General features: G+C 72.9%; 10 protein-coding genes. 3 read left to right on the top strand and 7 right to left on the bottom strand.

All coding sequences use genetic code 11. The annotated features are described in order from the left end of the window. Positions 1 to 106: 106 nt before the first annotated feature. Genes D7I47_RS06700 through D7I47_RS06670 form a run of 7 tightly spaced genes read right to left on the bottom strand, consistent with a single transcriptional unit; the run spans position 107 to position 7,657 of the window. On the bottom strand, positions 107 to 1,537 hold the full coding sequence (locus D7I47_RS06700) for an aldehyde dehydrogenase (NADP(+)) (RefSeq protein ID WP_120762324.1): 1,431 nt from the start codon (positions 1,535 to 1,537) through the stop codon (positions 107 to 109). After that, entirely contained in the window at positions 1,534 to 2,619 is a 1,086-nt protein-coding gene (locus D7I47_RS06695) for a mandelate racemase/muconate lactonizing enzyme family protein (RefSeq protein WP_120762323.1), read from the bottom strand. Before D7I47_RS06695 ends, D7I47_RS06700 begins: the two co-directional genes overlap by 4 nt. Then, entirely contained in the window at positions 2,616 to 3,524 is a 909-nt protein-coding gene (locus D7I47_RS06690) for a 5-dehydro-4-deoxyglucarate dehydratase (RefSeq protein WP_120762322.1), read from the bottom strand. The genes D7I47_RS06695 and D7I47_RS06690 overlap by 4 nt, the downstream gene beginning before the upstream one ends. A gap of 1 nt (position 3,525) precedes the next feature. Then, positions 3,526 to 4,425 (bottom strand): NAD-dependent epimerase/dehydratase family protein, encoded by a 900-nt coding sequence (locus D7I47_RS06685; RefSeq protein WP_120762321.1) that lies wholly within the window; start codon positions 4,423 to 4,425, stop codon positions 3,526 to 3,528. Further along, on the bottom strand, positions 4,422 to 5,723 hold the full coding sequence (locus D7I47_RS06680) for a Gfo/Idh/MocA family protein (protein ID WP_120763848.1): 1,302 nt from the start codon (positions 5,721 to 5,723) through the stop codon (positions 4,422 to 4,424). Before D7I47_RS06680 ends, D7I47_RS06685 begins: the two co-directional genes overlap by 4 nt. A gap of 44 nt (positions 5,724 to 5,767) precedes the next feature. Further along, complete coding sequence (locus D7I47_RS06675; protein WP_120762320.1) at positions 5,768 to 6,676, bottom strand: carbohydrate ABC transporter permease; 909 nt, start codon at positions 6,674 to 6,676, stop codon at positions 5,768 to 5,770. Between the two features lie 45 nt (positions 6,677 to 6,721). Beyond that, positions 6,722 to 7,657, bottom strand: a complete 936-nt coding sequence (locus D7I47_RS06670) for a carbohydrate ABC transporter permease (RefSeq protein ID WP_120762319.1) — start codon at positions 7,655 to 7,657, stop codon at positions 6,722 to 6,724. Positions 7,658 to 7,799: 142 nt separating this feature from the next. On the opposite strand from D7I47_RS06670, the gene D7I47_RS06665 reads away from it, so the two are divergent. The 3 genes from D7I47_RS06665 (at position 7,800) to D7I47_RS06655 (ending at position 11,996) form a co-directional block, all read left to right on the top strand. Next, complete coding sequence (locus D7I47_RS06665; protein WP_120762318.1) at positions 7,800 to 8,804, top strand: LacI family DNA-binding transcriptional regulator; 1,005 nt, start codon at positions 7,800 to 7,802, stop codon at positions 8,802 to 8,804. 149 nt (positions 8,805 to 8,953) lie between these two features. Then, positions 8,954 to 10,264 carry an ABC transporter substrate-binding protein gene (locus D7I47_RS06660; RefSeq protein WP_120762317.1) on the top strand — a complete coding sequence of 437 codons (1,311 nt, stop codon included), beginning with the start codon at positions 8,954 to 8,956 and terminating at the stop codon, positions 10,262 to 10,264. Positions 10,265 to 10,349: 85 nt separating this feature from the next. Next, a complete protein-coding gene (locus tag D7I47_RS06655) occupies positions 10,350 to 11,996 on the top strand; it encodes an MGH1-like glycoside hydrolase domain-containing protein (protein WP_120762316.1) in 1,647 nt (548 codons plus the stop codon). Positions 11,997 to 12,011: the final 15 nt, after the last annotated feature.

Raw genomic sequence — 12,011 nt, 5'->3', positions numbered from 1 at the left:
GCTGGTTTCGATACACCGCGCTTCGCGCGGCACTCAACCAGCGGAAGGGGTGACGCCCGGCGCGCGGCACTCAACCAGCGGGAAGGGGTACCGCCATCGGTGGCACTCAACCAGCGGGGGTGGCGGGGAGCACGTAGACGCCGTCGACGCGGCGGGGGATGCCGAGGGGGTTGTCGTCGTGCAGGGCCTCCGGCAGCGCGGATGCGGGCGCGTCCTGGTAGGCGACGGGCCGCAGGAAGCGGCGCACGGCGGTGGCCCCGACGGAGGTGAACACGGTGTTGGTGGCCGGCCACGGTCCGCCGTGGTGCTGCGCCCACGACACGGCGACGCCGGTCGGCCAGCCGCCGAACAGCACCCGCCCGGCGCGCCCCGCCATCCAGTCGGCGAGGCCCGTGACGTCCTCCTCGGGTTCGGCGTGCAGGGTCATGGTGAGGCTGCCCTCGAGCGTCTCGAGCACCTCCTGCAGGGCGGCCGCGTCGCGGTAGCGCACGAGCACGGTGACCGGGCCGAACACCTCGTCGAGCAGTTCGCGGTGCGCGAGCAGGGTGGCGGCGTCGGCCGCGAGCACGGTCGGCGCGGTCGCCCCGCCGCCGCCCGCGAGCACCTCGACGCCCGGGATGGCGGCCGCCCGGTCGCGCCCGCTCGCGTAGCCGTCGGCGATCGCGGGGGTGAGCATCCGCGGCTCCCCCGCCACGACGGAGTCGGGCAGCGCGGCCTCGAGCGCCGAGCCCTCCGGGACGAGCACGAGCCCCGGCTTCGTGCAGAACTGGCCGTCGCCGAGCTGGAACGATCCGGCGAGGCCGGCGGCGAGCGCGGCGCCGCGGGCGGCATCCGCGTCCGGCGTCACGACGACGGGGTTGAGCGAGCCGAGCTCGCCATAGAACGGGATGGGCCGCTCCCGCGCGGTGCAGCGGTCGAGCAGCGCCCGGCCGCCGCGCAGCGAGCCGGTGAACGCGACCGCCTCGAGCTCGTCCGCGTCGACCAGCTCGAGCCCCTCCTCGAAGCCCTCGACCGTCTGGAACACCCCGTCGGGCGCGCCGCCCTCGGCGAGGGCGGCGGCCACGAGGGTGGCCGTGAACGCCGAGGTGCCCGGATGCCCGGGGTGCGTCTTGACGATCACGGGGCAGCCGACGGCGAGCGCGGATGCCGTGTCGCCGCCCGCGACCGAGAACGCGAAGGGGAAGTTGGAGGCCGCGAACACCGCGACCGGTCCGATCGGGCGCAGCATCCGCCGGAGGTCGGGGCGCGGCGGGGTGTCGCCCGGGTCGGCGTGGTCGACGGTCGCCTCGAGGTAGGCGCCCTCGGTGACGACGGCACCGAACTTGCGCAGCTGGGCGGTGGTGCGGGCGAGTTCGCCGCGCAGCCGCGCCTCCGGAAGGTCGGTCTCCTGCCCGGCGACGGCGACGAGCTCGTCGGCCCGGGCGTCGAGCGCGTCGGCGATGCGGCCGAGCAGTTCGGCGCGCCGGGCACCGCTCAGGGCGGCGAACGCGGGCGCGACGCGGGCGGCGCGGTGCACCGCGGCTCGTGCGTGGCTCATGGGGTGTCCTCCTCACGTGGTTCGCGGAAGCGGATGCCGAGGCCGGCGGCGGGACCGCCCGAGACGCGGGCATCGGCGAACACGAGCCCCGGCTCCTCGGCGAGGGCGCCGAGCTCCGCGAAGCGGGCGTCCTCGACGTCTTCGATCCAGTGCTCCTCGGGCAGCGCGAAGGCGAGCTGCGCCGAGAGCTCCGGCAGCAGGTGCGGGGCGAGCGTCGCCCCGGCCGCGCGCACCTCGCGCGCGATCTCGAGGAACGGCGTGATGCCGCCCACCCGCACGATGTTGGGTTGCAGCACGGTCGCCCCGGCGTCCAGCGCCTCGCGGAAGCGGTGCACGGTGTGCAGGTTCTCGCCGACGGCGATCGGGATGCCGGTGCGCTTGGCGAGTTCGCGGTGCTCGGCGAGGTCGTCGGCCCGCAGCGGCTCCTCGATCCACGCGGGCCGCACCTCCTCGAGCATCCCGAGGGCGTGCACGGCCTGCGCGAGGCTCCAGCGCTGGTTGGCGTCGACCATGAGCTCGCGGTCCGGCCCGAGCACCTCGCGCACGGCGCGCATCCGCTCGAGGTCCTCGCGCGGGTCGGGTTTGCCGATCTTGACCTTGACGGCGCGATGCCCCGCGGCCACCCAGCGCTCCGTCTGGGCGACGAGCTCGTCGAGGCTGTAGTGCAGGTTCACGCCGCTGCCGTAGACGGGGAGCGTGTCGTGGCGGCGGCCGATGAGCTCGGCGACGCCCGTGCCCGCTCGGCGCCCCGCGGCATCCCACAGGGCGAGGTCGACGCCCGCGAGCGCGATCGTCGTGACGCCCCCGCCGCCCGCCTCGTGCACGCGCGCCCAGGCTTCGGGCCAGAGCGCCGGGTCGGCGGGGCGCCCCGTCCACCACGGGGCGAGCTCCTCCTCGAGGAACGCGCGCACCGCCCCCGCACCGATCGTGGGGGTCCAGCTGAAGCCGTAGCCGGTGACGCCGTCCGTGCGGCGCACCTCGACGGGCAGCACCGTGACGTCGGTCACGTCGCTCGCCCACGGACGCCGCAGCGGCACCCGCACCCGCCCCACGCGGATGCTCTCGATCGGCGGCGCGCTCATGCCGCGGCGATCCGGTGTCCCTCGTCGAGGATCGCGGCGAGACGGTCGAGCTGTGCGGCGCTCGGGTCGACGAGCGGCGCGCGCACCGAGCCGACGGGGGCGCCGGCGAGCCGCAGCCCCGCCTTGATGAGCGAGACGGCGAAGCCGGGCGTCTCGTCGCGCAGGGCGACGAGCGGACGGTAGAAGCCGTCGAGCAGGCGGTGCTGGGTGGCGAGGTCGTCGGCCAGGGACGCCCGGTAGAACGCGGTCGCGATGTCGGGCGCCATGGCGAACACCGCCGAGGAGTAGAGGGGCACGCCGATCGCGCGGTAGGCGGCCTGGCTGAGCTCGGCGGTCAGCAGGCCGTTGAAGAACAGCGTCTCCGCCCGGCCCGACTCGGCCGCGACCCGCACGAACTGCTGCGCGAGGGCGATGTCGCCCACGCCGTCCTTGATGCCGGCGACGCGCGGATGCCCGAGCAGCCGCTCGACACCGCGCGGGGTGAGGCGGCCGGCCCCGCGGTGGTAGAGCACGACCGGCAGCCCGCTCGCGGCGAGCACCGCCTCCGCGTAGGCGACCACGCCGTCCGCGGGCCCCTCGACGAGGTAGGGCGGCAGCAGCAGGATGCCGTCGGCGCCGGCCTGCTCGGCGGCGCGCACGCAGTCGATGGCGTGGCCGAGCGGCCCGCCCGCGCCGGCGACGACCGGCACCCGGCCCGCGGTCGCCTCGACGGCCGCCCGCACGACGGCCGCGTGCTCGCCGGCGGAGAGCGCGTGGAACTCGCCCGTGCCGCACGCCGCGAACACGCCGCCCGGGCCGTCGCCGACGCGCTCGGCGACGTGCGCGCCGGTCGCGTCGAGGTCGACCGACCCGTCGGCGCGGAACGCCGTCACCGGGAAGAACAGCACCCCGTCGGGGAACCTCAACTCACTCACCCTCCACCTCCACGAGTTCGGTGCGCCAGCTGCGCGTCGGCCGCCAGCCGAGCAGCTCCTCGGCGCGGGCGCTCGAGAACAGGGCGTCCCGCTCGCCGAGCGCCTCGGCCGCGTCGGCCGCGCTCGGCAGGTGGGCGGCGACCGCCTCGCGCACGGGGCCGCGCACGAGCGCGTCGCGCGCGCCCGCGAAGAGCACGGCGCCGTTCGGCACGGCATCCGCGTGGTCGAGCCAGGCCACCACGAACGCGCCCGCGTCGCGCGCGTCGAGGTAGTTGAACAGCGCCACCGCCGAGAGCTCGGGCTGGGCGAGGCGTTCCAGCAGGGTGTGCCCCTGCTGGGTGGGTGCGCCGGCCCACTCCTCGGGGGCGATGACGTAGCAGGGCCGGAAGGTGCCGAGGCGGATGCGCGCGCCCTCGCGCTCGGCCGTCTCGCGCACGAGCTCCTCGACGGCGACCTTGGAGCGCGAGTAGGCGTTCCACGGCGCCACCGGATGCGCCTCGTCGAGCGGCAGGTAGGCGGGCGCCCAGCCCTCGGGCGCCCCGTAGCCGATCACCGTGGGGCTGCTCGCGGCGAGCAGGGCGCGCGTGCCGACGCGCAGCGCGTCGCCGAGCACCCCGGAGGCGAGTCCTGTGTTGACGGCGTAGAGCTCGTCGTCGGGGGCGGCGAAGGGTGCCGGGATGGCGGCGAGGTGCACGACCTCCTCGGGCGCGACGCGCGTGAACAGCTCGTGGCGGGCCGCGTCGTCGAGCAGGTCGAGCTCGAACTGCTGCGCCGGCAGCCCCTCCGCGGCGACCCGGTCGACCGAGACCACCTCGCGCCCGGAGGCCGCGAGCGCCGCGACGACGCTGCGCCCGAGCCGGCCGGCGCCGCCCGTGACGAGGGTGCGGGTCATGCGTCCACCCCCGGCAGACCGCGGGCGGCCACGCCGAGGCCGAGCTCGCCGATCCGCACCGCCTGGCCGGTCTCGAGCGAGCGGTTGCCGGCGAGGCCCACGACGACCGCGCGCACGCCGTCGCGCCAGGTGGCGGCGCGTCCGAGCGGGTCGACCTCGCCGCCCACGAACACCTCGCGCAGCAGCAGCGCGTCGCCGCCCCCGTGCCCGCCCGCCCCGTGCGGGATCTCCACCTCGGTCGCGGCCTCCCAGTGCCGCTGCACCATGAGCCGCTCCGAGACGGGGCGGGCGCCCTCGTCGACGACGAGGTCGGGGCGCGCGCTCGGGTCGACGACGACGTCGCCGTCCTCGTCGAGCATCACCGCGCCGCGCTCGACGACGGTCAGCTCGGCGCGACCCTGGGTGCCGTTGACGGAGACCGTGTAGCCCTCCCACGGCGCGTGGGCGTTCAGCGAGTACGACATCGACGCGCCGCGCGCGTAGTCGACCACGAGCGAGAGGTTGTCCTCGATCGTGATGCCCGCGTCGAACACGTCGCGGTCGCGCAGGTAGCCGTCGTGCTGCTCCTGCTCGTAGTAGAGCCCCGCGAACAGCGGGTCGCGCCGCAGGTCGAGGCTGAAGCGGTCGCGCAGCTCGGAGTCGGTCGTGCCGCGCTCGGGCCGCGGACCGAGGCCGCGCCGGGCCGCGTTCTCGGCGCCGTAGAAGCGCAGGCCCCCCGAGGCGTACACCTTCACGGGGCTGTCGGCGATCCACCAGTTCACGAGGTCGAAGTGGTGCGAGGCCTTGTGGATGAGCAGGCCGCCCGAGTTCGCCTTCTCGCGGTGCCAACGGCGGAAGTAGTCGGCGCCGTGGCCGGTGTCGAGCACCCACTCGAAGTGCACGCTCGTGACCTCGCCGATCGCCCCGGAGGCGATGACCTGCCGCAGCGCCGTGTTGCGGGGGGCGTAGCGGTAGTTGAAGGTGATCGTGACCTGTCGTCCGGTGCGCTCCACGGCATCCGCGATGCGCCGCACCCCCTCGGCGGTCGTGGTGAGGGGCTTCTCGACCACGACGTCCGCGCCCGCCTCGAGGGCGGTGACGATGTAGTCGGCGTGCGTCGCGTCGGGCGTCGTGACGATGACGGCGTCGATCGCCTGCTCCCGCACGACACGCGCGAGCTCGTCGAGGCCGAACTCGAGAGGGGCGCCGAGGCCCGGGAATCGCGCGAGCGACCAGGCGATGCGCCCGGGGTTGGTGTCGGCCCAGGCCGCGAGGCGCGCCACGTCGGCGTGCGCCCCGGCGATCGCCTCGAGGTACATCTGGGCGCGCGAGCCGACCCCGACGAGGGCGTAGTTCCTGATGCTCACTTGATCCCCGTCGTCGCGATGCCCTTGACCAGGTACTTCTGCCCGATCAGGAAGGCCAGGAACAGCGGGATGAGCGAGACGACGCTCATCGCGAACATGGCCCCGTAGTCCGAGCTGGACTGCGCATCCACGAAGCCCTTGAGGGCGATCGACACGGGGAAGTTCTCGCGCGTGCGCAGGTAGATGAGGGGGCCGAAGAAGTCGCCCCAGGTCCAGATGAAGGTGAAGATCGCGGTGGTCGCGAGCGCCGGCACCATGAGCGGCAGGGTCACCTGCGCGAAGATGCGCGGATGCCCCGCCCCGTCGATGCGGGCCGCCTCGAAGATCTCCTTCGGGAGTCCGCGGATGAACTGCACCATGAGGAAGACGAAGAAGGCATCCGTGGCGAGGAACTTCGGCACGATGAGCGGCAGGAACGTCTCGAGCCAGCCGAGCTCGCGGAAGATCACGAACTGCGGCACGAGCACGACGTGGAACGGCAGCATGATCGTGCCGAGCATGATCGCGAAGAACAGGTTGCGCCCGCGGAACCGCAGCCGCGCGAAGGCGTAGGCGGCGAGCGAGCACGAGATCAGGTTGCCGAGGATCGCGCCGACCGACAGGATCGCCGAGTTCAGCAGGAAGTGGCTGAACGGCAGCCCCTGGGTGGTCCACCCCTGGACGTAGTTGTCGAGGGTGAGGTCGGTCGTGAAGATGCTGAGGTCGCGGAAGATCTGGTCGTTGGGCTTGAGGGAGGAGACCACGAGCCAGATGAGCGGGTAGATCATGACGATCGACAGCAGGATGAGGCCCGCGTGCTTGAAGACGGAGGCGATCCGGGCGCGGCGCCGGTAGTGGATGCGCGACTTCGGGGGCGCGGGGAGCGGGGGCAGAGTCGCCTGCTCGGTGGCTGCGGCTGAGCTCATCGCGGTGCCTTTCGGTTCGGGGTCACGGGTCGGGTCGGGGGCGTCTCAGTCGTCATAGAAGACCCAGAACCGCGAGAGCCAGAAGTTGAAGGCGGTGAAGCCGGCGATGATGAGCAGCAGGAACCACGCCATGGCGGATGCGTAGCCCATGTCGAGCTGGGTGAACGCCTGCTTGTAGAGGTAGAGCGTGAAGAACATGGTCGAGTCGCTCGGCCCGCCGGTGCCGCCGGAGACGATGTAGGCCTGCGTGAACGACTGGAACGCGAAGATGATCTGCAGCACGAGGTTGAAGAAGATGATGGGCGTCAGCAGCGGGAAGGTGATGGAGAAGAAGCGCCGGATCTTGCCCGCGCCGTCCATCGAGGCCGCCTCGTAGTACATGTCGGGGATCTGCCGGAGGCCCGCGAGGAAGATCACCATGGGCGAGCCGAAGGTCCAGATGTGCAGGATGATGATCGTCCCGAGCGCGTAGTCGGGGTGCGAGATCCAGCCGGGCCCCTCGATCCCGAACCACGACAGGAAGCCGTTGATGATGCCGTCGTTGCCGAACACCTGGCGCCAGAGGATGGCGATGGCGACGGAGCCGCCGAGCAGGCTCGGCAGGTAGAAGATCGAGCGGTAGATGCCGAGTCCGCGCATCCCGCGGTCGAGGATGAGCGCGACGAGCAGGGCGAAGGCGAGCTGCAGCGGCACCGAGAACACCACGTAGGTGAAGGTGACGCGCAGCGAGTTCCACAGGCGCTCGTCGTTCATCATCCGCACGATGTTGTCGAAGCCGCTCCACACGGGCGGCTTCAGCAGGTTGTAGTCGGTGAACGACAGGTACAGGGATGCGAGCATCGGCCCGATCGTGAAGACCACGAGGCCCACGAGCCAGGGGGCCAGGAAGATGTACGCCGCCTTGTTGTCGGGGGTGGCGGCCTTGATGCCCGAACCCTTGCGGTTCAGGGCCATCTTCCGCAGTTCGCCGAGACTGCTCACGCCGGACCTCCTCGTCGTCGCGCGTATGCTCATGGTATCCGAGAAAGCGCTTTCTCGGTCGAACGATTATGACCCGGCACCCCGTGCTCGTCAAACCGCGCCCCCACGGCCACTATGGTGGCGCTACCACGGAAGGAACGGCATGGCTCGACGATCGCGCGCCGCGACCATCGCGGATGTCGCCGCCCACGCGGCCGTCTCGCCCGCCACCGTCTCGCGCGTCATGAACGGTCGCTTCGTCGGCGACCCCGCCGTCGCCGAACGCGTGCGCGCCTCCGCGAGCGAACTCGACTACCGCCCGAGCCACCTCGCGCGCAGCCTCGCCCTCGGCCAGACCTCCGCGGTCGCGTTCGTCGTGCCCGACCTCGCCAACCCCGCCTTCCAGGCCGTGCTCTCGAGCCTCTCCAAGACGGCCGCCCACGACGGCTACCGCGTGCTCGTCGCCGACTCGGCCGAGTCGCCGAGCGACGAGCCGCTGCTCGCCGCCGAGGTGCGCCGCCGCTGCGACGCGATCGTGCTGTGCGCCCCGCGCATGTCCGACGACGAGCTCACGGCGCTCGCCGGCCAGCTGCAGCCGCTCGTGCTCATCAACCGCGAGCACACCGGCATCGAGGCGCCGTCGCTCTCGATCGACTACCAGTCGGGCATCGCCACGCTCGCCCAGCACCTGTACGACCTCGGCCACCGGCGCATCGTCTACCTCGAGGGCCCCGAGTCGAGCGTCTCGAACGCGCACCGCCTCGACGGCATCGCCGACTTCCGGCGCCGCACCCCGGATGCGGTCGTCGAGCGCCTCCCGGGCGGCGCGGGCGCGGAGGACGGCCGCGCGGCCGCCACCGCGGTGCGCGACTCGGGGGCGACGGCCGTGCTCGCCTACAACGACCTCGTGGCGATCGGCCTCATCGACGGTCTGCAGGAGCTCGGCATCCGGGTGCCGGACGACGTGAGCGTGACCGGATTCGACGACATCCCGTTCGCCCGCTACACCTCTCCGGCGCTCACCACGGCATCCGTCCCGCACGCCGAACTCGGGGTTCAGGCGTGGCGCCGGATGATCGCGCTCATCCGCCACGAGGCCCCCGGAGACGACGTGCAGTTCCCGCCGCGTCTCGAGGTGCGGCGCTCGACCGGGCCGGCGACGCGCTGACGCGGATGCGTTGACACGATCCGGGTCGGGTGCTACTTTCCCGAGAAAGCGGTTTCTCGGAACCGCGACGACGAGGTCGCAGCGAGCCTCGGCAACCCCGCCAAGACACATCCGGTGGCCACGCCACCGCATCACGGAAACGAGGCGCAATGACGCGTACAGCACGTTCTCTTGCGACGAAGGGCGCCCTCGGCGCCGCGCTCGTCACCACGCTGGTCCTCTCGGGCTGCTCGCAGACCCCGACGGAGACCGGCGGATTCGACCCGGACGAGGAGATCGAACTCACCATCGCATGGTGGGGCAACGACGACCGGGCCGCCATCATGACCGAGGTCATCGACCAGTTCGAGGAGAAGTACCCGAACATCACGGTCGTCGAGCAGCCCGTCGGCGCCCCCGACGACCTGTTCAACCGCCTCGCCACCGACTTCGCCTCGGGCACCGCGCCCGACGTGTTCGCCCTCGGCGGCGCGAAGCCGCAGGAGTACGGCGCAGCGGGCACCCTGCTCGACCTGTCGACCGTCTCCGACTACCTCGACACGAGCAAGTACGAGGACTTCACGCTCACCAACGCGACGGTCGACGGCACCCTCTACGGCCTCCCCACGGGCGGCAACGCGATCGGCGTGCTCATCAACACCGACCTGTTCGAGGCGGCCGGCGTCGACCTGCCGGACGACGACTGGACGTGGGACGACTTCGCCGACGCCGCCAACGCGATCTCGGCGAACTCGGCCGACGGCGTGGTCGGGCTCGACCTGCGCATCCAGGACATCCTGGGCACCTACGTCGCGCAGAACGACGAGGACGGCATCTACAACTGGGACGGCGAGCTCGCCACGAGCGCCGAGACGATCGAGTCGTGGTTCAACTTCGAGGTGGGCCTCGTGAACGACGGCGGCCTGCCCGACCCGTCGGTCATCGTCGAGAACCAGAACCTCACCCCGGACCAGACGCTGTTCGGCACCGGCAAGGCCGCGATCACCTTCTCGTACAGCAACCAGATCGGCAGCTACGCGGCCGGCACGGGCGGTGCGAACGTCGAGATCCTGCCGCCGCCGAGCTCCACGGGCGTCTCCGGCGTCGCGGTGCTACCGTCGCAGTTCTGGTCGATCGCGGCCGAGAGCAAGCACCCCGAGGCCGCGGGGCTGCTCGTGAACTGGCTGCTCAACGAGCCCGAGCCGGCGAAGGTGATCCTGTCGAACCGCGGTCTGCAGTTCAACCCGGACATCCTCGCGGTCGTCAAGCCGCTGCTGGCCCCGGCCGACGCGCAGGCGGCCGAGTACCTCGAGAAGGTGCTCGAGATCGGCGTCGTCGCTCCCCCGCAGCCGGCGGGCGGATCGATCCTCAACGAGCTCTCGCAGCGCATCGAATCCGACATCCTGTTCGGGCGGTCGACGGTCGAGGCCGGCTCGCAGCAGTGGATCGACGAGCTCACGACGTCGCTCGCGAACGACTGATCCCGCACCATCCGCGCGCCGTGGGCGGTCCCGAAGGGGGCCGCCCACGGTCGTCTGCGGCAGACTCGTCCCGGAAGGGGACCGCATGACCGCGATCGACGACGCGCTCGCCGCACTGCGCGCGAGCGACCCGGTCGAGGGCGTCCCCGCGGGCCCGCTGCGGGCGGGGATCGCGGATGCCGCGCTCGGCTTCGTCGCGCTCGGCGGCCCCCTCGCGGCACGGCGCCGGCAGGCGCTCACGGAGCTGGCCGACTGCATCCGCCCGCTCGCGGGGGCGGGCGACCCGGTGCTCGTGGAGGGCGGCGCCTACCCGGGCGCCTGGGTCGAGAGCACGGGCTCGATCAGCGTCGAGGTGCTCACGCGCTTCGCGCCCGCGGTCGCACGCGCCACCCACCTGCGTTTCGCCGAACTGCAGCGCGACGACGGGTTGCTGCCCTACAAGGTGACCGACGCCGGGCCCGGGTTCAGCCAGATCCAGATGGTCACGCCGCTCTCCCGCACCGTGTGGAACCACTACCTGCTCACGGGCGGCACCGACACCGGCTACCTGCGCGCGATGTACGACGCGCTCGCCGCGAACGACGCCTGGCTCGCCCGGCACCGCGACACCCGCGGCACGGGCGGGGTCGAGGCGTTCTGCACCTTCGACACGGGGCACGACGCCTCGCCGCGCTTCTGGGGCGTGCCCGACCGCTGCTACCGGGGCGACGCCGCGCGCGTCGACCCCGCGCATCCCGAGCTGCCGTTCGTGGCGCCCGACCTCACGGCGAACGTCGCGGCGCAGCGGCGGTACCTCGCGCGGATCGCGACCGAGCTCGGGGCGGATGCCGCCCCGTGGGTGGCGGCGGCCGCCGCCTCGACCGCGGCGCTCGTCGCCCAGTGCCTCGCCGACGACGGGCGGTACTACGACCGCGACGCCCGCGGCGAGCTGCGCCGGATCGCATCCGACGTCATCCTGCGCGTCTACGAGGCCGAGCACGGCGACGACGCCGAGTTCGCGGCGGCGCTCGACCGCGACCTGCTGAACACCCGCCGCTTCCTCTCGGCGGCCGGGCTCACCTCGCTCGCCATGGACGACCCGCGCTTCTCGGGCGACGCCTCACGCAACTCCTGGGGCGGACCGGTGAACCTGCTCTCGATGATCCGGGCCGCGCACCCCTTCGAGCTGCACGGGCGCGTCGCCGAGCACGCGCGCGTCGCGACCGCGACCCTCACGGCGCTCGCCGTCGCCGATCGCTTCCCGCAGTGCCTCGACCCGTTCAGCGGCGCGGCCGGCTACACCGAGGCGTACTCGCCCGCGCTGCTGTTCCTCCTCGACCAGCTGGAGCGTTCGAGCGGCGTACTGCCGCGGCCCGACGGCGAGCTGTGGCTCTCGGGGCTCACCCCGACCCGGCTCGAGCACGGTGCGGCGGCGGATGCGGTGGGCGCCTCGCGGCGGGTCGGCGGTGCGCTCTACGAGCTCGCGGGCGACGACGAGCGCATCGTGGTGGAACGCGACGGCTCGCGGCTCGCCGAGTTCCCGCGCGGCTGGCGGCTCGTCGCGGATGCCGCGGGTGCCCCGGTCGCGGTCGTGAACCTCGCCGCGGCGCCCGTCTCGGGCGAGCTCGTGACGGCATCCGGCGCCACGCGCCTCACCCTCGCCCCGAACGAGCGCGTCACTCTCCCCCCTCTCGCGGTTTCACAGACCGCCCCCGCTGTCACCACCCCGCCGATCTTCCGACAAACGCTGTAGCGCCAACCGCCGGGC

This window comes from Protaetiibacter intestinalis (assembly GCF_003627075.1).
Taxonomy (GTDB): domain Bacteria; phylum Actinomycetota; class Actinomycetes; order Actinomycetales; family Microbacteriaceae; genus Homoserinibacter; species Homoserinibacter intestinalis.
The sequence above is the reverse complement of the archived record's forward strand: the minus strand, read 5'-3'. Positions and strand labels throughout refer to the sequence as shown.